The sequence below is a fragment of the Serratia sp. KG1D genome, from assembly GCF_037150675.1.
Taxonomy (GTDB): Bacteria; Pseudomonadota; Gammaproteobacteria; order Enterobacterales; family Enterobacteriaceae; genus Serratia; species Serratia nematodiphila.
The window spans coordinates 318,908-342,261 of the sequence record NZ_JBAGIH010000001.1 but is presented as its reverse complement, the minus strand read 5'-3'; the positions used below and the strand labels follow the sequence as shown (position 1 = coordinate 342,261).

Genomic DNA, 23,354 nt, shown 5'->3' with positions numbered 1-23,354 from the left:
GGAGCGAGATGGGATAAAAAAAGCGGGAAGAGATCGCTCTCTTCCCGCCAAGTCGGGGCAAACTCCGCCATGATGCGTGACCGGCCCCGGGTACTACTCAGGTAAAAACAGCCTTATTTCTGGATCTCGTACAGCTTGGTCTGACCGGCGACCACAGAGCCGCTGGCCAGCGCCGCCAGGCCGGCATAGTCGTCAGAGTTGCTGACTACCACCGGGCTTATCATCGAACGCGCATTGGCGTTCAGGTAATCCAGATCCAGTTCCAGAATCGGTTGACCGGCTTTCACTTCCGCGCCCTCTTCCACCAGGCGTTTGAAGCCCTGGCCTTCCAGCGCGACGGTGTCGATCCCCATGTGCACCACGATCTCAGCGCCCTTGTCGGTTTCCAGGCAGAAGGCGTGGTTGGTATTGAAGATTTTCACCACGGTGCCGTCAGCCGGCGACACCACGATGTTGTCGGTCGGGCGAATCGCCAGGCCGTCGCCTACCGCCTTGCTGGCGAAGGCTTCGTCCGGCACCTGATCGAGTGCCACCACTTCACCGGTTACCGGCGCCACCAGCGTTTCAAACGCGGCTTTCGGCGCGTTCGGCACCGCCTGCGGTTTGGCTTCTGCAGCAGGGGCCGCCGCCGGAGCCGCCGCTGCCGCTACCGGGCCGGCCGCGATCACGTTGCGCATCGCGCTGGCGATAAGTTCGGCACGAGTGCCGACGATCACTTGCACGCTTTGCTTGTTCAGGCGGATAACGCCCGATGCACCGAGGCGTTTCGCCAATGCGTCGTTCACCAGCGCGGAGTCTTTCACGTTCAGGCGCAGACGGGTGATGCAGGCATCGATGCCGGTCAGGTTATCGGAACCGCCGATCGCGCCGACGTAGCGACGGGCCAGCGTGGTGGTTTCGTTCTCGTCTTTACCCGCGTTGCTGTCGACGTTGACGTCGTAGCCGTCGGTTTCGTCACCGGCAACCGCCAGCTCGCGGCCCGGGGTCATCAGGTTGAACTTGTTGATAGTGAAGCGGAACACCACGTAGTAGATGACGAAGAACGCCAGGCCTTGCGGGATCAGCATGTACCAGTGAGTCGCCAGCGGGTTGCGGGAAGACAGCACCATATCCACCAGGCCGGCGCTGAAGCCGAAACCGGCGATCCAGTGCATGCTGGCGGCGATGAACACCGAGATACCGGTCAGCACGGCGTGGATCACGTACAGCACCGGCGCCACGAACATGAAGGAGAATTCCAGCGGTTCGGTGATACCGGTAAAGAAGGCGGCGAAAGCGGCCGCCAGCATGATGCCCGCCACTTTGGCTTTGTTCTCAGGACGCGCGCAGTGATAAATGGCCAGCGCCGCACCCGGCAGACCGAACATCATAATCGGGAAGAAGCCCGCCTGATAACGGCCGGTGATGCCGACAACCGCTTTACCGGCTTCGATCGACTGCTGGCCGCCGAGGAAGTTAGGAATATCGTTGATGCCGGCCACGTCGAACCAGAACACCGAGTTCAGCGCGTGGTGCAGGCCAACCGGAATCAGCAGGCGGTTGAAGAAGGCATAGATGCCCGCGCCGACCGAGCCCATTTTCTGGATGTGTTCACCGAAGTTCACCAGACCGTTGAAGATCACCGGCCAGATGTACATCAGAATGAAAGCCACCAGGATCATCAGGAAGGAGATGAGGATCGGCACCAGGCGGCGGCCGCTGAAGAACGACAGCGCCTTAGGCAGCTCGACGCCGCTGAAGCGGTTGTACACTTCGGCGGAAATGATGCCCACCAGAATACCGACGAACTGGTTCTGGATCTTGCCGAACGCGGCAGGCACCTGATCCAGCGGGATCTTCTGAATCATCGACACGGCGGCCGGCGAACAGAGGGTGGTCAGCACCAGGAAACCGACGAAGCCGGTCAACGCGGCGGCGCCGTCCTTGTCTTTGGACATGCCGTAGGCCACGCCGATAGCAAACAGCACCGACATGTTGTCGATGATAGCGGAGCCGGATTTAATGAAGAAAGCGGCGAGCGCGTTGTCGCCGCCCCAACCAACAGGGTCAATCCAGTACCCGACGCCCATCAAGATGGCGGCGGCGGGCAGCGTGGCGACCGGCACCATCAGCGCCCGTCCCACCTTTTGCAAATAACTAAGAATGTTCACCTTTTCCCCCTATGTTGTCCGCGGACGGACCCTATTAGTAGTTTATTTGGAGCTCTCACTACCTTTTTAGAAAAAACGCATGGCACGTATCACTCATGCCGAGTGTAAAAAATTTATTTTGTATCGCAAATTAAAACCTCCCTTTTTGTGATAAATATCACCAAAAAGTAGTCTTTACCTCCCAGATTGCTGGCCATCACACAAAACTTATTTTATCATTCAAAAAATCAACCGGACGGACGATTCACGCGAGAATCATAAAGCTGGGTTACGCTTAGGACTCCCGCAGGCCCGTACAGTATAGCTTTAGTTTACTTATCCCAAGAGGTGTTAGATGAGACTTATCCCACTGAAAGATACCGCACAAGTCGGCAAATGGGCCGCGCGTCATATCGTTCAACGCATCAACGCATTCAAGCCAACCGCAGAGCGCCCGTTTGTACTCGGCCTGCCTACCGGCGGCACGCCGCTGGAAGCCTACAAACATCTGATTGCGATGCACAAAGCAGGTGAAGTAAGCTTTAAGCATGTTGTGACTTTCAACATGGACGAGTACGTTGGCCTGCCGCAGGAACACCCGGAAAGCTACCACACCTTCATGTACCGCAACTTCTTTGATCACGTTGATATTCCTCGTGAAAATATCAACCTGCTGAACGGCAACGCCGCGGATGTCGACGCCGAGTGCCGCCAGTACGAAGAGAAGATCAAGTCTTACGGCAAAATTAACCTGTTCATGGGCGGCGTGGGCATCGACGGCCATATCGCGTTCAACGAGCCGGCTTCGTCCCTGGCTTCGCGCACCCGCATCAAAACGCTGACCGAAGACACCCGCATCGCCAACTCGCGCTTCTTCGGCGGCGACGTCAGCCTGGTGCCGAAATATGCGCTGACCGTCGGCGTGGGTACGCTGTTGGACGCGGAAGAAGTGATGATCCTGGTGACCGGCCACGCCAAGGCGCAGGCGCTGGAAGCCGCGGTGGAAGGCAACATCAACCACATGTGGACCATCAGCTGCCTGCAGCTGCACGCCAAAGCGGTGGTGGTGTGCGACGAACCGGCCACCATGGAACTGAAAGTCAAAACCGTCAAATACTTCCGCGAGTTAGAAGCGGAAAGCGTGAAAAGTCTTTAATCTTTGCAGGGGGCTACGATGTTCGCTTTAACCCACGGCCGAATCTATACCGGCCACGACGTACTTGATGACCATGCAGTCATTATCGCTGATGGGCTGATCGAGAAAGTCTGCCCGGTGGCTGAATTGCCCGCCGGCATCGAAACGCGCGACCTGGGTGGCGCCATCCTGGCCCCCGGGCTTATCGACGTGCAGCTGAACGGCTGCGGCGGCGTCCAGTTCAACGATTCGCTGGAAGCGATCTCGGAAGAAACGCTGGAGACCATGCAGCGCGCCAACGAGAAATCCGGCTGCACCAGCTATCTGCCGACGCTGATCACCAGCAGCGACGAATTCATGAAGCACAGCGTCGACGTGATGCGCGCTTATCTGAAAAAGCACCAAAACCAGGCGTTGGGCCTGCACCTGGAAGGGCCGTACCTCAGCCCGGTGAAAAAAGGCACCCACAACCCGGCGTTCATTCGCAAGCCGACCCAGGACATGATCGATTACCTGTGCGCCAACGCCGACGTGATCACCAAAGTGACGCTGGCGCCGGAAATGGTTGAGCCGCACTTTATCAAGCAGCTGACCGAGGCCGGCATCGTGGTCTCCGCCGGCCACTCGAACGCCACCTACGATCAGGCGCGCACCGGCTTCGCCGCCGGCATCAGCTTCGCCACCCACCTGTACAACGCCATGCCGTATATCACCGGCCGCGAACCGGGGCTGATGGGGGCTATCTTCGATACGCCGGAGGTCTATACCGGCATCATCGCCGACGGCCATCACGTGGCCTGGGCGAGTATCCGTAACGCCAAACGCCTGAAAGGTGATAAATTGGTCTTGGTCACCGACGCGACCGCACCGGCGGGTGCAGATATTGACCAATTTATTTTCGCCGGTAAAACAATATACTATCGGGATGGGCTGTGCGTGGATGAGAACGGCACCCTTAGCGGTTCCGCGCTGACCATGATCGAAGCGGTGCAAAACAGCGTCGAGCATATCGGCATCGCGCTGGACGAAGCGCTGCGCATGGCGACGCTGTACCCGGCGCGCGCGATCGGGGCCGATCGCCGTCTGGGCACCATCGAAGCCGGCAAGGTGGCTAACCTGACCGTCTTCACCCGTGATTTCAAGATCACCAAAACGCTCGTTAACGGTAACGAGGTTTAATTCAATGAACAGCGAGTAACATTATTGATGAGCACTGGCGGACAAGCACAAATAGGGAACGTTGACTTAGTCAAACAACTTAACGGCGCGGCAGTTTATCGCCTGATCGACCAACAGGGCCCGATCTCGCGCATTCAAATCGCCGAACTCAGCCAGCTCGCCCCCGCCAGCGTCACTAAGATTACTCGCCAGCTGCTGGAGCGCGGGCTGATCAAAGAAGTCGATCAGCAAGCCTCCACCGGCGGCCGCCGCGCGATCTCCATCGTGTCGGAAACCCGTCATTTCCATACCGTCGCGGTGCGTCTCGGCCGCCACGACGCCACCATCACGCTGTATGACATGAGCGGTAAATCGCTCAGCGAAGAACACTATCCGCTACCGGAACGCACCCAGGAAACGCTGGAAAATGCGCTGTTCGCCGCCATCGCCCAATTCATCGAAGCGAACCAGCGCCGCCTGCGCGAACTGATCGCCATCGCGGTGATCCTGCCTGGCCTGGTGGATCCGGCGCTGGGCGTGGTGCGCTATATGCCGCACATCAGCGTCAGCAACTGGGCGCTGGTAGACAACCTGCAGCAGCGCTTTAACGTCACCAGCTTCGTCGGCCACGACATCCGCAGCCTGGCGCTGGCGGAGCACTACTTCGGCGCCACCCGCGACTGTGAAGACTCGATTCTGGTGCGCCTGCACCGCGGCACCGGCGCCGGCATCATCGTTAACGGGCAGATTTTTCTCGGCAACAACGGCAACGTCGGTGAGATCGGCCATATCCAGATCGATCCGCTCGGCGAACGCTGCCACTGCGGCAACTTCGGCTGCCTGGAGACGGTGGCCGCCAACGCGGCGATCGAACAGCGCGTGCGCCAACTGCTGAGCCAGGGCTACCCGAGCAAACTGACGCTGGAAGACTGCGGCATCAACGCCATCTGCAAGGCCGCCAACCGCGGCGATCTGCTGGCCAGCGAAGTGATCGAGCACGTCGGCCGCTATCTGGGCAAGGCGGTGGCCATCGCCATCAACCTGTTCAATCCGCAGAAGGTGGTGATCGCCGGTGAGATCACCGAAGCGGACAAGGTGCTGCTGCCGGCGATCCAGAGCTGCATCAATACCCAGGTGCTGAAGGACTTCCGCAAAAACTTGCCGGTGGTGACCTCCGAACTCAATCATCGCTCGGCGATCGGCGCTTTCGCCCTGGCCAAACGCGCGATGCTCAACGGCGTGCTCTTGCAGCGATTGCTGGAAAGCTGATCCGCCGCTTCTGGCAGGTGTGTTATCGTCACTTCTTGCCTGCCGTAATCATGAGAAACAGCGACAAATGAAAATCAAAAACGTTATATGCGATATCGACGGCGTGCTGCTGCATGACAATACGCCGGTGCCCGGCGCCGATCTGTTCCTGGCGCGCATCCAGGAACAAGGCATGCCGCTGGTGGTGCTGACCAACTACCCGTCACAGACCGCACAGGATTTGGCGAACCGCTTCGCCGCCGCCGGGCTGGAAGTGCCGGAGAGCGCGTTCTATACCTCGGCGATGGCCACCGCCGACTTCCTGCGCCGTCAGGAAGGCAAAAAAGCCTATGTGGTCGGCGAAGGCGCCCTGATCCATGAGCTGTACAAAGCCGGTTTCACCATCACCGACATCAACCCGGACTTCGTGATCGTCGGAGAAACCCGCTCTTACAACTGGGACATGATGCACAAAGCCGCCTACTTCGTCAGTAACGGCGCGCGCTTTATCGCCACCAACCCGGATAGTCACGGCCACGGCTTCTCGCCGGCCTGCGGCGCGCTGTGCGCCCCCATTGAGAAGATCACCGGCCGCAAGCCGTTTTACGTCGGCAAGCCCAGCCCGTGGATCATTCGCGCCGCACTGAACAAAATGCAGGCGCACTCGGAAGAGACGGTGATCGTCGGCGATAACCTGCGCACCGACATTCTGGCGGGCTTCCAGGCCGGCCTGGAAACCGTGCTGGTGCTGTCCGGCGTCTCCACGCTGAGCGACATCGAAACCATGCCGTTCCGCCCGAGCTACGTCTACCCTTCCGTCGCCGATATCACCATCTTCTGATGCGGCCATGGCGGCCGCCCGGCCGCCATTATTTCCTTCTCCCTCAGCGTCAGTTTGAATTTAATTCGTTCATGGCCGTAAAAGGTTTCAGCCTGCCTGCGTTAAAAATCCTCATTATAACGTTACGCCCCGCCAATAGCTGATATTGCCGGCGAGCGGAAAACCCTTACCCCTAATTAATGAGGCTACCATGAGCACAAATAACACGATTAATGCCGTCGCCGCCGATGACGCGGCCATTATGCCGTCTATCGCCAATAAAAAGATCCTGATGGGTTTCTGGCACAACTGGGCCGCCGGCGCCAGTGACGGCTATCAGCAGGGCCAGTTCACCAATATGAACCTGACCGACATTCCCGCCGAGTACAACGTGGTGGCCGTCGCCTTTATGAAAGGCCAGGGCATCCCGACCTTCAAGCCTTACAACCTGTCCGATGCCGAGTTCCGCCGCCAGGTGGGCGTGCTGAACAGCCAGGGCCGCGCGGTGCTGATCTCCCTCGGCGGCGCAGACGCGCATATCGAGCTGAAAACCGGCGACGAAGACAAGCTGAAAGACGAGATTATTCGCCTGGTGGAAGTCTATGGCTTCGACGGCCTGGATATCGATCTGGAACAGGCGGCGATCGGCGCCGCCAATAATAAAACCGTCTTGCCTGCGGCGCTGAAAAAAGTAAAAGACCATTACGCCGCGCAGGGAAAAAACTTTATTATCAGCATGGCGCCGGAATTCCCGTATTTACGCACCAACGGCACCTACCTGGATTATATTAACGCCCTCGAAGGCTATTACGACTTTATCGCGCCGCAATATTATAACCAGGGCGGCGACGGTATTTGGGTGGATGAACTCAATGCCTGGATCACGCAGAATAACGACGCCATGAAAGAGGACTTCCTCTACTACCTGACGGAAAGCCTGGTTACCGGCACCCGCGGCTATGCGAAGATCCCAGCGGCAAAATTCGTCATCGGCCTGCCGAGCAACAACGATGCCGCCGCCACTGGCTACGTGGTCAACAAACAGGCGGTGTATAACGCTTTCTCGCGTCTCGACGCCAAAAACCTGTCGATCAAGGGCCTGATGACCTGGTCAATCAACTGGGATAACGGCAAGAGCAAAGCCGGCGTCGCCTACAATTGGGAGTTCAAAACCCGCTATGCGCCGCTGATTCAGGGCGGCGTCACCCCGCCGCCGGGAAAGCCTAATGCGCCGACGGCGCTGACAGTCGCCGAGCTGGGCGCCACCTCGCTGAAACTGAGCTGGGCCGCCGCCACCGGCGCCTCACCGATCGCCAGCTACACCGTCTACCGCAACGGCAACCCGATCGGCCAAACCGCCGGTCTGTCGCTGGCCGACAGCGGTCTGACGCCGGCAACCCAGTACAGCTACTTCGTTACCGCGACCGACACCCTAGGCAATACCTCCCTGCCGAGCAGCGCGCTGGCGGTCAAAACCGCCAATGACGGTACGCCGCCCGATCCGGGCGCGCCCGAGTGGCAGAACAACCACAGCTACAAAGCCGGCGACGTCGTGAGTTATAAAGGCAAGAAATACACCTGTATTCAGGCGCACACCTCCAACGCCGGCTGGACGCCGGATGCCGCGTTCACCCTCTGGCAGCTCATCGCCTAATCGCTAATCGATTGCCGGTCAAACTGGCCGGCAATCCCGCCATCACGCTAAAAATTGCATAATCGATAATTTTTCACGCCGATAACTGAAAATCCGTTAAAAACCTCAGCTACGCAAACAACTATTTCTCAGCGCATGGCTAAAACGCTTGCATCCTCTGCAGCTTTTGGCGCATTTTCATAACCACAGCGCAGCAAAACCGGGTTATCGCTGATAAATCGGCAATGCTGCCCATAACAGTAAAAAACAACATCACAGTCATAAAAGCCCGTTAGGAGAGTTGTATGTGTTCTATTTTCGGTGTGCTCGATCTGAAGTCCGATCCCGTTGAACTGCGTAAGAAAGCGCTGGAGCTGTCACGTCTGATGCGCCACCGCGGCCCGGATTGGTCCGGCGTTTACGCCAGCGACAAAGCCATTCTGGCTCACGAACGCCTGTCGATCGTCGACGTCAACAATGGCGCTCAACCGCTGTACAACGCTGCGCACACCCACGTTCTGGCGGTCAACGGCGAAATTTACAACCATCAGGCGCTGCGCCAACAGCTGAGCGACCGCTACGCGTTCCAGACCGGTTCCGACTGTGAAGTGATCCTGGCGCTGTATCAAGAGAAAGGCCCGGACTTCCTCGACGATCTGCAAGGCATGTTCGCCTTCGCCCTGTATGACACCGAAAAAGACGCCTACCTGATCGGCCGCGATCACCTGGGCATCATTCCGCTGTACATGGGCCACGACGAGCACGGCAACCTGTACGTCGCCTCGGAAATGAAAGCGCTGGTGCCGGTGTGCCGCACCATCAAGGAATTCCCGGCCGGCAGCTACCTGTGGAGCCAGGACGGTGAGATTCGTGAATATTATCGCCGCGACTGGTTCGATTACGACAGCGTCAAGGACAACGTGACCGACGCCGCCGCCCTGCGCACCGCGCTGGAAGAGTCGGTGAAAAGCCACCTGATGTCCGACGTGCCTTACGGCGTGCTGCTGTCGGGCGGGCTGGATTCCTCGGTCATTTCGGCGATCACCAAGAAGTACGCCGCGCGCCGCGTGGAAGATCAGGAACGCAGCGAGGCCTGGTGGCCACAGCTGCACTCCTTCGCCGTCGGCCTGGAGGGCTCGCCGGATCTGCGCGCCGCGCAGGAGGTGGCCAACCATCTGGGCACCGTGCACCATGAAATCCACTTCACCGTACAGGAAGGCCTGGACGCCATCCGCGACGTGATTTATCACATCGAAACCTACGACGTCACCACCATTCGCGCCTCGACGCCAATGTACCTGATGTCGCGCAAAATCAAGGCGATGGGCATCAAGATGGTGCTTTCCGGCGAAGGCGCGGACGAAGTGTTCGGCGGCTACCTGTACTTCCATAAGGCGCCGGACGCCCGTGAATTCCACGAAGAGACCGTACGCAAACTGCTGGCGCTGCACATGTTCGACTGCGCGCGCGCCAACAAGGCGATGTCCGCCTGGGGCGTCGAAGCCCGCGTGCCGTTCCTGGACAAGAAATTCCTCGACGTGGCGATGCGCATCAACCCGAAAGATAAAATGTGCGGCAACGGCAAAATGGAAAAACACATCGTTCGCGAATGTTTCGAGTCCTATTTGCCGGCCAGCGTGGCCTGGCGCCAGAAAGAGCAGTTCTCCGACGGCGTCGGCTACAGCTGGATCGACACGCTAAAAGAGGTGGCTGCGCAGCAAATCAGCGATCAACAGCTCGAAACCGCGCGTTTCCGCTTCCCGTACAACACGCCGACCTCGAAAGAAGGCTACCTGTACCGCGAAATCTTCGAGGAGCTGTTCCCGCTGCCGAGCGCCGCCGAATGCGTGCCGGGCGGCCCGTCCGTCGCCTGCTCGTCCGCCAAGGCCATCGAATGGGACGAATCGTTCAAGAAGATGGACGATCCTTCCGGCCGCGCCGTCGGCGTGCACCAGGCCGCCTATAAATAATCGCGCGGCGTTTTCCCTTGGGGCGGGCCTCTTGGCCCGCCTTTTTGTTGCCTTTTCCGCCCGCCAACTGCCTGAATTGCCGATTTTATCGCCATAATGTTCACAACCCAGACAAACGGCGCTTCCGGGCGCTTTTTCGGGAAAAAACTTGTTGACGCAAATCGGTCATATACGCATAATGCGCCCCGCAACGCCGATGAAGGCAAAGCAAAAAAAGAGGGCTACGTAGCTCAGCTGGTTAGAGCACATCACTCATAATGATGGGGTCACAGGTTCGAATCCCGTCGTAGCCACCATCTCTTTTTTGCATTTGCGGGAGTGGCGAAATTGGTAGACGCACCAGATTTAGGTTCTGGCGCCGCAAGGTGTGCGAGTTCAAGTCTCGCCTCCCGCACCATTTCTCTTCATCGTCGGCGCAGTATGTTGATGGGGTATCGCCAAGCGGTAAGGCACCGGTTTTTGATACCGGCATTCCCTGGTTCGAATCCAGGTACCCCAGCCATATTCTTTCGGGAACGGGGTTTCAACATAAGATTTGTTTGCAGGTGGGGTATCGCCAAGCGGTAAGGCACCGGTTTTTGATACCGGCATTCCCTGGTTCGAATCCAGGTACCCCAGCCATAACAAACTGCTTGCAAATCAAAGAAGTAAAAAGTAACATCGGCTACGTAGCTCAGCTGGTTAGAGCACATCACTCATAATGATGGGGTCACAGGTTCAAATCCCGTCGTAGCCACCATAATTGGGGTGTCGCCAAGCGGTAAGGCTCTGGTTTCTGATACCAGCATACCCAGGTTCGAATCCTGGCACCCCAGCCATATTTAGAAAAGCCCGCTTCGGCGGGCTTTTTGCTGTCTGGCGTTCTGCCATCCTTAATAGGCCCAGCCGCAGCTGAGCCCTGTCGGTTACAATCCCAAGGCGTACTTCAACGCATGTTCTTTCAACTTGCCCGCCCGCTGCGCGGCCATCAGCGCCAGATTGCGCGCCACGTTCAGCGGAGCCAGATTATTGCTGAAGGCGGTATAAAATAGATCCATCCCGCTCTGCATCAGCAGATTGTCGGTACGGCGGCGGCGTTGATAGCGCAGCAGCACCGCCTCGCTGCTCCAGTCCTCTCCCTGCTCCCGCGCCTCGCTCAACACGCTCAGCAAGGCATCCACGTCGCGATATCCCAGATTGACGCCCTGTCCGGCCAGCGGGTTGATGGTATGCGCCGCATCCCCCAGCAGCGCCAACCCCGACAGCACGTAGCGCTGCGCATGACACCGCGTCAACGGGAACGATCCGGCGGCGTGCACCTTGACCGGGCCCAGCCGCGCTGGAAAAGCGGCGGCGATCTCGCGCTCCAGCTGCGCCGGCGGCATCGCCTGCAGTTGGCGAATGCGCTGCGGGCTGTCATACCACACCAGCGATGCCCAGCTGTCGTACAGCGGCAGGAAGGCGCGCGGCCCGGACGGGAAGAAGCGCTGCCAGGTCACATCCTGCTGCGGCGCGCCGGTATCGACGGTGATCAGCATGCACGCCTGACGATACTGCCAGCCGTTGGTGCCGATCGCCGCCAGCTTGCGCACCTGCGAGTTGGCGCCATCGGCGCCGATAACCAGCCGCGCCTGCAGCGTGTCACCGCTGTCCAGCGTCAACTGCCAGGCCTTGTCCGCCCGCTGCAGCGATTGCAGCCTGGCGGGGCACAGCAACGTCAGATTGGCGCACTGCGCGAACTGCTGCCACAGCGCCAGCTGCAGAATGCGGTTTTCCACCATAAAGCCCAGCTCCGGCAGCCCCAGTGACACCGCGTCGAACGCTACCCGCGACGATGCCCATTCCCAGGTCTCCAGCCGGCGATACGGCGCCGTGCGCATCGCCGTCACTGCGGGCCAGGCGCCAAGCTGTTTCAGCAGCCCCACCGAGGTGCAGCCGATAGCGGAAATGCGCAGATCCGGCGGGCTTTGCGCCTCGAACGCCTGCGGCGCCTGATGTTCCAGCAACGCCACCGACCAGCCCGCCTGAGCCAGCCCGAGGGCCGCCGCCGCGCCGACCATGCCGCCGCCCACCACCACCGCGTCATACCGATTTTGAGATGTCTTCATATTGGCTATGTTTTCTGTGTGAATGCTCGCCATCCCACCCGGCATGGCGTTTTGCGCAGTGTACCGGATTTTCGCTTCGGCTTCAGGTTGCGTGCCATTTTCCCCCGCGCTGGTCACAACGGCGGCAAATGATTACAATACGCGCCCTGCATGTCGCGTAACGCAACTTTCGCTCCGCACTGAGTAATGGCAAGTCAATGACGAAAAAACTACATATCAAAACCTGGGGCTGCCAGATGAATGAGTACGATTCATCGAAAATGGCCGACCTGTTGAACAGCACGCACGGCTTCGAGTGGACCGAAAACGCCGAAGAAGCGGACGTGCTGTTGCTGAACACCTGCTCGATCCGCGAAAAAGCGCAGGAGAAAGTTTTCGCCATGCTGGGGCGCTGGCGCTTGCTGAAAGAAAAGAACCCGTCTGTCATCATCGGGGTCGGCGGTTGCGTGGCCTCGCAAGAAGGTGAACTGATCCGCAGCCGCGCGCCCTGCGTCGACGTGGTATTCGGCCCGCAGACCCTGCACCGCCTGCCGGAAATGATCAACCACGTCCAGGGCACCCGCAGCCCGGTGGTTGATATCAGCTTCCCGGAGATCGAAAAATTCGACCGTCTGCCGGAACCGCGCGCCGAAGGCCCGACCGCGTTCGTGTCGATCATGGAAGGCTGCAATAAATACTGCACCTTCTGCGTGGTGCCTTACACCCGCGGTGAAGAAGTGAGCCGCCCGAGCGACGACGTGCTGTTCGAAATCGCCCAGCTGGCGGCGCAGGGCGTGCGCGAGGTCAACCTGCTCGGCCAAAACGTCAACGCTTACCGCGGCGCCACGCATGACGGCGATATCTGCTCGTTCGCCGAACTGCTGCGCCTGGTGGTGGCCATCGACGGCATCGATCGCATTCGCTTCACCACCAGCCACCCTATCGAGTTCACCGACGACATCATCGCGGTGTACGAAGACACGCCGGAGCTGGTCAGCTTCCTGCATCTGCCGGTGCAGAGCGGTTCGGATCGCATCCTGACCATGATGAAACGCGCGCATACCGCGCTGGAGTACAAGGCGATTATCCGCAAGCTGCGCAAGGCGCGCCCGAACATTCAGCTCAGCTCCGATTTCATCGTCGGTTTCCCGGGCGAGAGCCAGGCCGACTTCGAACAGACCATGAACCTGATCGCCGACGTCAACTTCGACGTCAGCTTCAGCTTCATCTATTCGTCGCGCCCGGGCACCCCGGCGGCGGACATGGTTGACGACGTCAGCGAAGAAGAGAAAAAGCAGCGGCTATACATTCTGCAGGATCGCATCAACCAGCAGGCGCTGCAGTTCAGCCGCCGCATGCTCGGCACCGTCCAGCGCATTCTGGTGGAAGGCACCTCGCGCAAAAGCGTAATGGAACTGGCCGGGCGCACGGAGTGCAACCGTGTGGTAAACTTCGAAGGCACGCCTGACATGATCGGCCAGTTTGTCGACGTGGAAATTACCGAGGTGCTGACCAACACCCTGCGTGGCGCAGTGGTGCGCACCGAACAGCAGATGGATCTGCGCGTACATGAATCCCCGCAGTCGGTGATCGCCCGTACCCGCAAAGAAAACGCGCTGGGCGTCGGCATTTACCAGCCCTGACGCCGCGGCGGCCGCCTAATCGCCGCCCGTTCGCGCTACTCCTTACCGTTTCTCCGCCGGGCGCCCGCGCCCGGTGATGTTCTTTTTTATTTTTTATTGTTGAAGAGGCGACATAACATGCAACTCCCACACTGCCCGAAGTGCAACTCCGAATACACCTACCAGGACAATGCCCTGTTCATCTGCCCTGAGTGCGCCCACGAGTGGAGCGACAGCGCCCCGGCGGAAGATCAGGACGCGCTGATCGTCAAAGACGCCAACGGCAACCTGCTGGCGGACGGCGACGCGGTCACCGTGATCAAAGACCTGAAGGTCAAAGGCAGCTCCTCGATGCTGAAAATCGGCACCAAGGTGAAAAACATTCGTCTGGTGGAAGGCGATCACAACATCGACTGCAAAATCGACGGTTTCGGCCCGATGAAACTGAAATCCGAATTCGTGAAAAAGAACTGACTCCCTGCGGTCTTGTCCTGTGATGACGCGGCGGGCTTTGCGCCCCGCCGCGTTTTTTCCTTGTCTTCCCTTGAATTCCACCGACGGCGCACAGATAGATCAGCGGTAAACTTGCGCCGTTGCGGCGCACAATGAATAATTCAAGAAAGAGAGTATTCAGGCTCGCCCTGAACGCGCGCGTCCCGGACGCGCTATGTGACATCAACCAGGCCCGATGTGACCTAGAGGAATAGTTTGAACGTCGCAACACAAGAAATTTTGTTAGAGCCCGCAGACAACCAGCGTTTGCTCAGCCTGTGCGGCCCGTTTGATGACAACATCAAGCAACTCGAGCGCCGATTGGGCATCGAAATCAATCGCCGCGACAACCGTTTCAAGCTGGTCGGCAAGAACTTGTGCGTGGTCGCCGCCGCCGATATCCTGCGCCATCTTTACGTGGATACCGCGCCGATTCGCGGCGTGATCCCGGATATCGATCCGGAGCAAATCCATCTGGCGATCAAAGAGAGCCGGGTGCTGGAACAGGTCGCCGACAGCGTGCCGGATTACGGCAAGGCGGTCACCATTAAAACCAAGCGCGGCATGGTGAAACCGCGCACGCCTAACCAGGCGCAATACATCGCCAACATTCTCGATCACGACATCACCTTCGGCATCGGCCCGGCGGGCACCGGCAAAACCTACCTGGCGGTCGCCGCCGCGGTGGATGCGCTGGAACGCCAGGAAATTCGCCGCATTCTGCTGACCCGTCCCGCGGTCGAAGCCGGCGAAAAGCTGGGCTTCCTGCCGGGCGATCTGAGCCAGAAGGTCGATCCTTATCTGCGCCCGCTGTACGACGCCCTGTTCGAAATGCTGGGCTTCGAGCGCGTGGAGAAGCTCATCGAGCGCAACGTGATCGAAGTCGCGCCGCTGGCCTATATGCGCGGCCGCACGCTGAACGACGCCTTTATCATTCTGGATGAGAGCCAGAACACCACCATCGAACAGATGAAGATGTTCCTGACGCGCATCGGTTTCAACTCGAAGGCGGTCATCACCGGCGACGTCACCCAGATCGACCTGCCGCGCAACCAGAAATCCGGCCTGCGCCACGCGGTGGAAGTGCTGTCGGACGTGGAAGAGCTGAGCTTCAACTTCTTCCACAGCGAAGACGTGGTGCGCCACCCTGTGGTGGCCCGCGTGGTCATCGCCTATGAGGCCTGGGAAGCGGCCGAACAGAAACGCAAAGACGCGATTGCCGAACAACGTAAGCGCGAGGCGCTCGCCGCCTCCGAGCAGGAGACACCATGAGCCAGGTGATTTTGGATTTGCAGATTGCCTGTGAAAGCAGCGACGGCCTGCCGGACGAGGCCACCTTCCAGCGCTGGCTGGAAGGCGTGCTGCCGCAATTTCAGGAAGAGGCCGAGGTGACCGTGCGTCTGGTGGACGAAGCGGAAAGCCACGAGCTGAACCTGACCTACCGCGGCAAAGACAAGCCGACCAACGTGCTCTCTTTCCCGTTCGAAGCCCCGCCGGGCATCGAGCTGCCGCTGCTCGGCGATCTGATCATCTGCCGCCAGGTGGTTGAACAGGAAGCGATTGAGCAAGGCAAGGCGCTGGAGGCCCACTGGGCGCATATGGTTGTCCACGGCAGCCTCCATCTGCTAGGGTATGACCACATCGAAGACGATGAAGCCGAAGAAATGGAGTCTTTGGAAACCGAAATCATGCACGGACTGGGCTATCCTGATCCGTACCTGGCGGAAAAAGACCCCGTCTGACGTCAGCCGTTTACCCTACAGCCCCTCTGCGGGGCTGTCGCTGACGCCCCTTAACTCTGACATGAGTGACAGTAACGAAAACGCCATGAGCGACGACCATTCACAAAGCAATGACAGCCCCAGTCCCAAGAAGGGGTTCTTTACTCTTATCCTTAACCAGTTGTTCCACGGCGAGCCCAAAAACCGTGGCGATCTGGTCGAGCTGATCCGCGATTCCGAACAAAACGACCTGATCGATCCCGATACCCGCGACATGCTGGAAGGGGTGATGGATATCGCCGAACAGCGCGTGCGCGACATCATGATCCCCCGCTCCCAGATGGTGACGCTCAAGCGCAACCAGACGCTGGAAGAGTGCCTGGACGTGATTATCGACTCCGCCCACTCGCGTTTCCCGGTGATCAGCGAAGACAAAGATCACATCGAAGGCATCCTGATGGCCAAGGATCTGCTGCCGTTCATGCGCGCAGATTCCGAGCCGTTCAGCATTGACAAGGTGCTGCGCACCGCGGTGGTGGTGCCGGAAAGCAAGCGCGTCGACCGGATGCTGAAAGAATTCCGCTCCCAGCGCTATCACATGGCGATTGTCATTGACGAATTCGGCGGCGTGTCCGGCCTGGTCACCATCGAAGATATCTTGGAACTGATCGTCGGCGAGATCGAAGACGAATATGACGACGAAGACGATCTGGATATCCGCCAGCTCAGCCGCCACATGTACACCGTGCGCGCGCTGGCCCCGATCGAAGACTTCAACGAAGCCTTCGGCACCCACTTCAGCGATGACGAGGTCGATACCATCGGCGGTCTGGTGATGCAGGCCTTCGGCCATCTGCCGGCGCGCGGGGAAACCATTGAAATCGAAGGTTACCTATTTAAAGTTGCCATGGCCGACAGTCGACGTATCATCCAGGTTCATGTAAAAATTCCGGACGATTCTCCACCACCGAAACTGGAAGATTAAATCCAACATGGCTAAAGCCTCATTACTTGAACGCCAGCGGGTTCGCGCCCTGCTGGCGCTGTTGTCAGGTGCCGGCGGGACGCTGGCGTTCTCGCCCTACGACTTCTGGCCCGCGGCCATCGTCTCCCTGTTCGGCCTGCTGGCCGTTACCCTCAATCGCACCACCAAACAGTCCGCCCTGCTCGGCTTTGTCTGGGGCTTCGGGCTGTTCGGCAGCGGCATCAACTGGGTGTATGTCAGCATCGCCGACTTCGGCGGCATGCCGTTCGCCGTCAACGTCTTCCTGGTGGTACTGCTCGCCGCTTACCTGTCGCTGTACACCGGGCTGTTCGCCGGGCTGCTGACGCGCCTGTGGCCGGCCACCAGTTGGTGGCGGCTGGCCATCGCCGCGCCGGCGCTGTGGCAGGTGACCGAATTCCTGCGCGGCTGGGTGCTGACCGGCTTCCCGTGGCTGCAGTTCGGCTACAGCCAGATCAATGGCCCGCTGAAGGGCATCGCGCCGCTGCTGGGTGTTGACGCCATCACCTTTGCGCTGATGGCCATCGCCGGCCTGCTGGTGTACGCCGTCAATCAACGGCGCCTGTCGGCAGCCGTGATCGCCGCCGCGCTGCTGCTGTTGCCGTGGCCGCTGCGCCAGCTGCAGTGGTTTACCCCGCAGCCGGAGAAAGCGGTGAACGTCGCCATGGTGCAAGGCAACATTCCCCAGTCAATGAAGTGGGATCCGAGCATTCTGCTCAGCACGCTGCAAACCTATCTGGACGAAACCCGCCCTTACATGGGCAAGGCGCCGATCATCATCTGGCCAGAGTCCGCCATCCCTGACTTCGAGCCGCGTCAGAACGGCTTCCTGACCATGATGGATGACCTGATGCGGGCGAAGAACAGCAGCCTGATCACCGGCATCGTCGATGCGCGCGCCACCCCACAAGGCGTGCAGGAATACAACAGCGCCATCGTGCTGGGCGAACCGACGCCGTACAGCTACCCGGCCAAAGATCGCTACAACAAGCATCACCTGGTGCCGTTCGGCGAATTCGTGCCGCTGGGTGAACTGTTGCGCCCTATCGCGCCATTCTTCAATCTGCCGATGTCCGGTTTCAGCCGCGGCGACTACGTGCAGCCGCAGCTCAGCGTACGCGGCTACAACCTGACGGCGGCCATCTGTTACGAGATCGTGCTGGGCCAGCAGGTGCGCGATAACTTCCGCCCGGACACCAACTTCCTGCTGACCATCTCCAACGACGCCTGGTTCGGCCACTCCATCGGCCCGTGGCAGCACTTCCAGATGGCGCGCATGCGGGCGCTGGAGCTCGGCCGGCCGCTGCTGCGCAGCACCAATAACGGCGTCACCGCCGCGGTGGATGCAAACGGCGAGGTGATCGCCGAGATCCCGCAGTTTACCCGCCAGGTGCTCGAAGTGAAGGTCACGCCGACCACCGGCGTCACGCCTTACGCGCGCTTCGGCGCCACACCGCTGTGGGTGATTACCCTGCTGCTGGGCGGCTGGGCGCTGATGTTGGGCTTGCGCCGCAAATAATCCTCTTCGCCGGGGCGCGCCCGCCGCGCCCCGCGTTCCCGTCAATATCCCCGCCTCAGTCAGAAAACGTCGTTAAATCAACGTGGCTGGCACACTCCTTGCTTTTATCTATGGCGACATCGCGCGCCGGTTTACTTTTGCTGACGTTTTGTCGCACCTGCGCACATTTTGGGTGCATTAAGCGCACCGCGCGGGTGCGCCGACGTTTTGTTGCATTGATTTGGTGCGCGCGGCGTCTCAAAAAATGAAACATTTTAGTTTCAAGGTGTTCACAATCGGTTATTTTTTAACAGCGTTCAGTTCATAAGACTATCTTTATAACTTGAGCAATAAACAGTCGATTTAACCTGACGCTCTTTAGTCAGAGCCACAACAACAGCAAAGGAGTTGGACCATGCAAATGCGTAAATTGGCGTTATCGTTACTGCTGCTCGGTGCGGCAGGTAGCGTGGCGCATGCGGAAGACCTGACCGGTACGCTGAAGAAAATCAAAGACAATGGCGTGATCGTTGTCGGCCACCGCGAATCGTCAGTGCCGTTCTCCTACTACGACAACCAACAAAAAGTTGTGGGCTACTCTCAGGACTACTCCAACCAAATCGTTGAAGCCGTTAAGAAAAAGCTGAATGCGCCGAATCTGCAGGTGAAAATGCTGCCGATTACCTCGCAGAACCGCATCCCGCTGCTGCAAAACGGAACCTATGATTTCGAGTGCGGATCCACCACCAATAACCTCGAGCGCCAGAAACAGGCCGCCTTCTCCGACACCATTTTCGTGGTCGGCACCCGCTTGCTGGTGAAAAAGGGCTCCGACATCAAAGACTTTAAAGACCTGGCCGGCAAACCGGTGGTGGTCACCTCCGGCACCACCTCCGAAGTGCTGCTGAACAAGCTGAACGACAGCGACAAGATGAACATGCGCATCATCAGCGCCAAAGACCACGGCGATTCCTTCCGCACACTGGAAAGCGGCCGCGCCGTGGCCTTCATGATGGATGATGCCCTGCTGGCGGGCGAACGCGCCAAGGCCAAGAAACCGGATCAGTGGGAAATCATCGGCACGCCGCAGTCGAAAGAGGCCTACGGCTGCATGCTGCGCAAAGACGATCCTGAGTTTAAAAAGCTGGTCGATGACACTATCGCCCAGGCGCAAACCTCCGGTGAAGCGGCCAAGTGGTTTGAGAAATGGTTCAAGCAGCCTATTCCACCGAAAAACCTCAACATGAACTTCGAACTGTCGGACGACATGAAGCAACTGTTCAAAGAGCCAAACGACAAAGCGTTGAACTAAATAGAACAAAAGCCGGCGCGGCCGCCAGGCCAAACCGGCCCAGTTGATGACTGGGACAGACAGGAATGAGGGGGGCCGTTCCCCTCCCTCATTTTCCCCAAGGCGCATCACCGACACCCGTACACAACAAGCCAGCCAGACTGGCCGCGCGGCGATCGGCGCTCATCAAGTCATCAATCTTCGGCGCCCTGCGCCCGTTTATCGGAGTTTGTTATGTCAATAGATTGGAACTGGGGTATCTTCCTGCAGCAGGCCCCGTTTGGGAACACCACTTACCTCGGCTGGATCTGGTCCGGCTTTCAGGTCACGGTGGCCCTCTCCGTCTGTGCCTGGATTATCGCTTTCTTCGTCGGTTCACTGTTCGGTATCTTGCGTACCGTGCCCAACCGCTTTCTTTCCACCCTCGGCACCTGTTACGTCGAACTGTTCCGCAACGTGCCGCTGATCGTGCAATTCTTTACCTGGTATCTGGTGATCCCCGAGCTGCTGCCGGCCAATATCGGCACCTGGTTCAAAACCGAGCTGGATCCCAACGTGCAGTTCTTTGTTTCTTCCATGCTCTGCCTGGGGCTGTTTACCGCCGCCCGCGTTTGCGAACAGGTGCGCGCCGCCATTCAGTCCCTGCCGCGCGGCCAGAAAGCCGCCGGGCTGGCGATGGGCCTGACGCTGCCGCAAACCTACCGCTACGTGCTGTTGCCGAACGCCTACCGGGTGATCGTGCCGCCGATGACCTCGGAGATGCTCAACCTGGTCAAAAACTCCGCCATCGCCTCCACCATCGGCCTGGTGGACATGGCCGCGCAGGCCGGCAAGCTGTTGGATTACTCCGCACACGCCTATGAATCCTTTACCGCCATCACGCTGGCTTATATCGGCATCAACGCCGTTATCATGCTGTTTATGCGTCTGGTCGAAAAGAAAGTGCAGTTGCCTGGCAACCTGGGGAGTAAATAATGTACGAATTTGACTGGGCGTCGATCGTCCCAAGCTTCCCTTATCTGCTGCAAGGCATGGTGATCACGCTGAAGATCACCGTGACCGCCATCGTGGTCGGCATCCTGTGGGGCACCGTGCTGGCGGTGATGCGTCTGTCGCCGTTCAAGCCGATAAGCTGGTTCGCCACCCTGTACGTCAACCTGTTCCGTTCGGTACCGCTGGTGATGGTGCTGCTGTGGTTCTATCTGGTGGTTCCAAGCTTATTACAACAGGTTCTAGGGCTGTCGCCGAAAACCGATATTCGCCTGATCTCGGCTATGGTAGCCTTTTCCCTGTTTGAAGCGGCCTATTACTCGGAAATCATCCGCGCCGGTATCATCAGCATCTCGCGCGGCCAATCCTCCGCCGCGCTGGCGCTGGGCATGACCCACTGGCAGTCCATGCGGCTGGTGATCCTGCCGCAGGCGTTCCGCGCCATGGTGCCACTGCTGCTGACCCAGGGCATCGTACTGTTCCAGGATACCTCGCTGGTTTACGTACTGAGCCTGGCCGACTTCTTCCGCACCGCGTCGACCATCGGCGAACGCGACGGCACCCAGGTTGAAATGATCCTGTTCGCCGGTTTTGTCTATTTTGTTATCAGCCTCGCCGCCTCGGCGCTGGTAAGCTATTTGAAGAAAAGGACTGTTTGATGATATCCCTGAAAAATGTTTCCAAGTGGTACGGTCACTTCCAAGTGTTGACCGATTGCACCACCGAAGTGAAAAAAGGCGAAGTGGTCGTCGTCTGCGGTCCTTCAGGTTCCGGCAAATCCACCCTGATCAAAACCGTCAACGGCCTCGAGCCGATCCAGCAGGGAAGCATCCTGGTGAACGGCACGCCGGTCAACGACAAGAAAACCAACCTGGCGCAGCTGCGTGCCAAAGTCGGCATGGTGTTCCAACATTTTGAGCTGTTCCCGCACCTGTCTATCATCGACAACCTGACGCTGGCGCAGGTGAAAGTGCTCAAGCGCGATAAGACCGCCTCACGCGAGAAGGGCCTGAAGCTGCTGGAACGCGTCGGCCTCTCCGCCCATGCCAACAAGTTCCCCGGCCAGCTGTCCGGCGGCCAGCAGCAGCGCGTCGCCATCGCCCGCGCGCTGTGCATGGATCCTATAGCCATGCTGTTCGATGAACCGACCTCGGCGCTCGATCCGGAAATGATCAACGAAGTGCTGGACGTGATGGTCGAACTGGCGAACGAAGGCATGACCATGATGGTGGTAACCCACGAAATGGGCTTCGCCCGCAAGGTGGCGAATCGGGTGATCTTTATGGACGAAGGCAAAATCGTCGAAGACCGCAACAAAGACGATTTCTTCAACAACCCCGAGTCCGATCGCGCCAAGGACTTCCTGGCCAAGATCCTGCACTAAACGCTCTCGATGCGCCCCGCCAGGGGCGCATCTTTTCTCCCGGCACTAAAAGCGCTTGTTTCTCCCCGGTTTTGATCCGATGCTCGCTGGATAACAAACAGAGGAGAAAGAACATGCCCCGCCCTATTATCATCGATTGCGATCCCGGCCTCGACGACGCCATCGCGCTGGCCATGGCGCTGCGTTCGCCGGAGCTGGACGTCAAAGCCATTACCACCTCCGCCGGCAACCAGACGCCGGAGAAAACCCTGCATAATGCGCTGGGCCTGCTGACCCTGATGCAGCGCGAGGACATCCCGGTCGCCGCCGGCGCCGGCGGCCCGCTGATGCGCGAGCTGGTGATCGCCGACTATGTCCACGGCAAAACCGGCATGGGCAACACCCACCTGCCGACGCCGACCCTCAAACCCGATCCCCGCGGCGCCGTCGAGCTGATCGCCGACCTGCTGCGCGCCAGCCCGCAGCCGATCACCCTGGTGGTGACCGGCCCGATGACCAATATCGCCCTGCTACTGGCCCAGCATGCCGAGTTGAAAAGCCGCATCGAGCGCATCGTATTCATGGGCGGCGGCATGAACGCCGGCAATACTACGCCGGTAGCGGAGTTCAACATCTTCGTCGATCCCGAAGCCGCCGAAATGGTGCTGAAATCCGGCGTGCCGCTGACCATGGCCGGGCTGAACGTCACCCATCAGGCGCTGGTGTTGCCGCAGGATATCGAGCGCATTCGTCAGATAGACAATCCGGTCGCGCAGGCGGTCGCGGAGATGCTCGATTTTTATCTGCCGCTGTACCTCAGCCATCCGCGCGGCCTGCCCGGCGCAGCGATGCACGATCCCTGCACCATCGCCTGGCTGCTGGCGCCACAGCTGTTCACCGGCGTAGAACGCTGGGTCGGCGTGGAGACCAAAGGGGAATACACCGTCGGCATGACGGTGGTGGACTATTTCCAGCAAACCGGCAACGCGGCCAACGTGGAAGTGCTGACCGGCATCAACCGCGAGGGCTTTATCGATCTGCTGGCCGAGCGCGTAGCGCGTTATTGATCCTATCGGGGCGCGCTCGCGCCCCTCATTCAACTTTTTTGATTTAACTCAGCGAATTTTTGCGCTATCACTGTTCATGGCTTGCCTCTACCATGCGTTTACACCGACTGACATCGTTACCGATTAGCCTTCGCCTGGAGATAAGCCA

General features: G+C 59.1%; 19 protein-coding genes and 6 tRNA genes. 23 read left to right on the top strand and 2 right to left on the bottom strand.

What is annotated here, in order from left to right; genetic code table 11:
- Positions 1-113: 113 nt before the first annotated feature.
- On the bottom strand, positions 114-2,150 hold the full coding sequence (gene nagE / locus WFM45_RS01685) for an N-acetylglucosamine-specific PTS transporter subunit IIBC (RefSeq protein ID WP_031299992.1): 2,037 nt from the start codon (positions 2,148-2,150) through the stop codon (positions 114-116).
- Positions 2,151-2,484: 334 nt separating this feature from the next.
- Here nagE and nagB point away from each other — a divergent pair, with 334 nt between their 5' ends.
- From nagB to WFM45_RS01625, 12 genes are all read left to right on the top strand, one after another.
- A complete protein-coding gene (gene nagB / locus WFM45_RS01680) occupies positions 2,485-3,285 on the top strand; it encodes a glucosamine-6-phosphate deaminase (protein ID WP_004939952.1) in 801 nt (266 codons plus the stop codon).
- Positions 3,286-3,303: 18 nt separating this feature from the next.
- Positions 3,304-4,443, top strand: a complete 1,140-nt coding sequence (gene nagA, locus WFM45_RS01675; protein WP_336954250.1) for an N-acetylglucosamine-6-phosphate deacetylase — start codon at positions 3,304-3,306, stop codon at positions 4,441-4,443.
- 27 nt (positions 4,444-4,470) lie between these two features.
- A complete protein-coding gene (nagC, locus tag WFM45_RS01670) occupies positions 4,471-5,691 on the top strand; it encodes a DNA-binding transcriptional regulator NagC (RefSeq protein ID WP_004939956.1) in 1,221 nt (406 codons plus the stop codon).
- Between the two features lie 67 nt (positions 5,692-5,758).
- Positions 5,759-6,511: an HAD-IIA family hydrolase gene (locus WFM45_RS01665; protein ID WP_004939957.1), complete on the top strand. Its 753-nt coding sequence runs from the start codon at positions 5,759-5,761 to the stop codon at positions 6,509-6,511.
- A 190-nt stretch (positions 6,512-6,701) separates the two neighbouring features.
- Complete coding sequence (locus tag WFM45_RS01660; RefSeq protein WP_046686571.1) at positions 6,702-8,144, top strand: carbohydrate-binding protein; 1,443 nt, start codon at positions 6,702-6,704, stop codon at positions 8,142-8,144.
- Between the two features lie 284 nt (positions 8,145-8,428).
- On the top strand, positions 8,429-10,093 hold the full coding sequence (asnB, locus tag WFM45_RS01655) for an asparagine synthase B (protein ID WP_004939961.1): 1,665 nt from the start codon (positions 8,429-8,431) through the stop codon (positions 10,091-10,093).
- Positions 10,094-10,312: 219 nt separating this feature from the next.
- Positions 10,313-10,389, top strand: a tRNA-Met gene (locus WFM45_RS01650).
- Positions 10,390-10,405: 16 nt separating this feature from the next.
- Positions 10,406-10,490 (top strand) — tRNA-Leu (locus WFM45_RS01645).
- 30 nt (positions 10,491-10,520) lie between these two features.
- Positions 10,521-10,595, top strand: a tRNA-Gln gene (locus WFM45_RS01640).
- 44 nt (positions 10,596-10,639) lie between these two features.
- Positions 10,640-10,714: transfer RNA gene (locus WFM45_RS01635), tRNA-Gln, on the top strand.
- Between the two features lie 41 nt (positions 10,715-10,755).
- Positions 10,756-10,832: transfer RNA gene (locus tag WFM45_RS01630), tRNA-Met, on the top strand.
- Between the two features lie 4 nt (positions 10,833-10,836).
- A tRNA-Gln gene (locus WFM45_RS01625) sits at positions 10,837-10,911 on the top strand.
- 87 nt (positions 10,912-10,998) lie between these two features.
- On the opposite strand, the gene ubiF is transcribed toward WFM45_RS01625, so the two are convergent.
- Positions 10,999-12,180 (bottom strand): 3-demethoxyubiquinol 3-hydroxylase, encoded by a 1,182-nt coding sequence (gene ubiF, locus WFM45_RS01620; RefSeq protein WP_336954245.1) that lies wholly within the window; start codon positions 12,178-12,180, stop codon positions 10,999-11,001.
- A gap of 197 nt (positions 12,181-12,377) precedes the next feature.
- On the opposite strand from ubiF, the gene miaB reads away from it, so the two are divergent.
- From miaB to rihA, 11 genes are all read left to right on the top strand, one after another.
- The gene (gene miaB, locus WFM45_RS01615) at positions 12,378-13,802 is read left to right on the top strand and encodes a tRNA (N6-isopentenyl adenosine(37)-C2)-methylthiotransferase MiaB (RefSeq protein ID WP_336954243.1); all 1,425 of its coding nucleotides are present in this window, start codon (positions 12,378-12,380) and stop codon (positions 13,800-13,802) included.
- Positions 13,803-13,919: 117 nt separating this feature from the next.
- On the top strand, positions 13,920-14,255 hold the full coding sequence (locus WFM45_RS01610) for a zinc ribbon domain-containing protein YjdM (RefSeq protein WP_004939967.1): 336 nt from the start codon (positions 13,920-13,922) through the stop codon (positions 14,253-14,255).
- Between the two features lie 234 nt (positions 14,256-14,489).
- The gene (locus tag WFM45_RS01605) at positions 14,490-15,545 is read left to right on the top strand and encodes a PhoH family protein (protein WP_004939969.1); all 1,056 of its coding nucleotides are present in this window, start codon (positions 14,490-14,492) and stop codon (positions 15,543-15,545) included.
- Complete coding sequence (ybeY, locus tag WFM45_RS01600) at positions 15,542-16,015, top strand: rRNA maturation RNase YbeY (protein WP_004939970.1); 474 nt, start codon at positions 15,542-15,544, stop codon at positions 16,013-16,015. The genes WFM45_RS01605 and ybeY overlap by 4 nt, the downstream gene beginning before the upstream one ends.
- 85 nt (positions 16,016-16,100) lie before the next feature.
- Positions 16,101-16,979, top strand: coding sequence for a CNNM family magnesium/cobalt transport protein CorC (corC, locus tag WFM45_RS01595; protein WP_004939973.1), 879 nt, complete (start codon positions 16,101-16,103; stop codon positions 16,977-16,979).
- Between the two features lie 7 nt (positions 16,980-16,986).
- Positions 16,987-18,516 (top strand): apolipoprotein N-acyltransferase, encoded by a 1,530-nt coding sequence (gene lnt / locus WFM45_RS01590; RefSeq protein WP_336954240.1) that lies wholly within the window; start codon positions 16,987-16,989, stop codon positions 18,514-18,516.
- A 394-nt stretch (positions 18,517-18,910) separates the two neighbouring features.
- The gene (locus WFM45_RS01585; RefSeq protein ID WP_004939976.1) at positions 18,911-19,807 is read left to right on the top strand and encodes an amino acid ABC transporter substrate-binding protein; all 897 of its coding nucleotides are present in this window, start codon (positions 18,911-18,913) and stop codon (positions 19,805-19,807) included.
- A 213-nt stretch (positions 19,808-20,020) separates the two neighbouring features.
- Positions 20,021-20,761 carry an amino acid ABC transporter permease gene (locus tag WFM45_RS01580; protein ID WP_004939979.1) on the top strand — a complete coding sequence of 247 codons (741 nt, stop codon included), beginning with the start codon at positions 20,021-20,023 and terminating at the stop codon, positions 20,759-20,761.
- Positions 20,761-21,435, top strand: a complete 675-nt coding sequence (gene gltK, locus WFM45_RS01575; RefSeq protein WP_004939982.1) for a glutamate/aspartate ABC transporter permease GltK — start codon at positions 20,761-20,763, stop codon at positions 21,433-21,435. The genes WFM45_RS01580 and gltK overlap by 1 nt, the downstream gene beginning before the upstream one ends.
- On the top strand, positions 21,435-22,160 hold the full coding sequence (locus WFM45_RS01570; protein ID WP_004939983.1) for an amino acid ABC transporter ATP-binding protein: 726 nt from the start codon (positions 21,435-21,437) through the stop codon (positions 22,158-22,160). The genes gltK and WFM45_RS01570 overlap by 1 nt, the downstream gene beginning before the upstream one ends.
- A 113-nt stretch (positions 22,161-22,273) precedes the next feature.
- Positions 22,274-23,206, top strand: a complete 933-nt coding sequence (gene rihA / locus WFM45_RS01565; RefSeq protein ID WP_015376943.1) for a pyrimidine-specific ribonucleoside hydrolase RihA — start codon at positions 22,274-22,276, stop codon at positions 23,204-23,206.
- Positions 23,207-23,354 lie beyond the last annotated feature (148 nt).

Bases quoted from the DNA above. Each gene is read 5' to 3' on its own strand.
- nagB (WP_004939952.1), top strand. From the start codon at position 2,485: ATGAGACTTATCCCACTGAAAGATACCGCACAAGTCGGCAAATGGGCC.
- nagC (WP_004939956.1), top strand. From the start codon at position 4,471: ATGAGCACTGGCGGACAAGCACAAATAGGGAACGTTGACTTAGTCAAA.
- gltK (WP_004939982.1), top strand. From the start codon at position 20,761: ATGTACGAATTTGACTGGGCGTCGATCGTCCCAAGCTTCCCTTATCTG.
- ubiF (WP_336954245.1), bottom strand. From the start codon at position 12,180: ATGAAGACATCTCAAAATCGGTATGACGCGGTGGTGGTGGGCGGCGGC.
- WFM45_RS01660 (WP_046686571.1), top strand. From the start codon at position 6,702: ATGAGCACAAATAACACGATTAATGCCGTCGCCGCCGATGACGCGGCC.
- corC (WP_004939973.1), top strand. From the start codon at position 16,101: ATGAGCGACGACCATTCACAAAGCAATGACAGCCCCAGTCCCAAGAAG.
- ybeY (WP_004939970.1), top strand. From the start codon at position 15,542: ATGAGCCAGGTGATTTTGGATTTGCAGATTGCCTGTGAAAGCAGCGAC.
- WFM45_RS01570 (WP_004939983.1), top strand. From the start codon at position 21,435: ATGATATCCCTGAAAAATGTTTCCAAGTGGTACGGTCACTTCCAAGTG.
- miaB (WP_336954243.1), top strand. From the start codon at position 12,378: ATGACGAAAAAACTACATATCAAAACCTGGGGCTGCCAGATGAATGAG.
- WFM45_RS01585 (WP_004939976.1), top strand. From the start codon at position 18,911: ATGCAAATGCGTAAATTGGCGTTATCGTTACTGCTGCTCGGTGCGGCA.
- WFM45_RS01580 (WP_004939979.1), top strand. From the start codon at position 20,021: ATGTCAATAGATTGGAACTGGGGTATCTTCCTGCAGCAGGCCCCGTTT.
- WFM45_RS01665 (WP_004939957.1), top strand. From the start codon at position 5,759: ATGAAAATCAAAAACGTTATATGCGATATCGACGGCGTGCTGCTGCAT.
- WFM45_RS01610 (WP_004939967.1), top strand. From the start codon at position 13,920: ATGCAACTCCCACACTGCCCGAAGTGCAACTCCGAATACACCTACCAG.
- asnB (WP_004939961.1), top strand. From the start codon at position 8,429: ATGTGTTCTATTTTCGGTGTGCTCGATCTGAAGTCCGATCCCGTTGAA.
- nagA (WP_336954250.1), top strand. From the start codon at position 3,304: ATGTTCGCTTTAACCCACGGCCGAATCTATACCGGCCACGACGTACTT.
- lnt (WP_336954240.1), top strand. From the start codon at position 16,987: ATGGCTAAAGCCTCATTACTTGAACGCCAGCGGGTTCGCGCCCTGCTG.
- rihA (WP_015376943.1), top strand. From the start codon at position 22,274: ATGCCCCGCCCTATTATCATCGATTGCGATCCCGGCCTCGACGACGCC.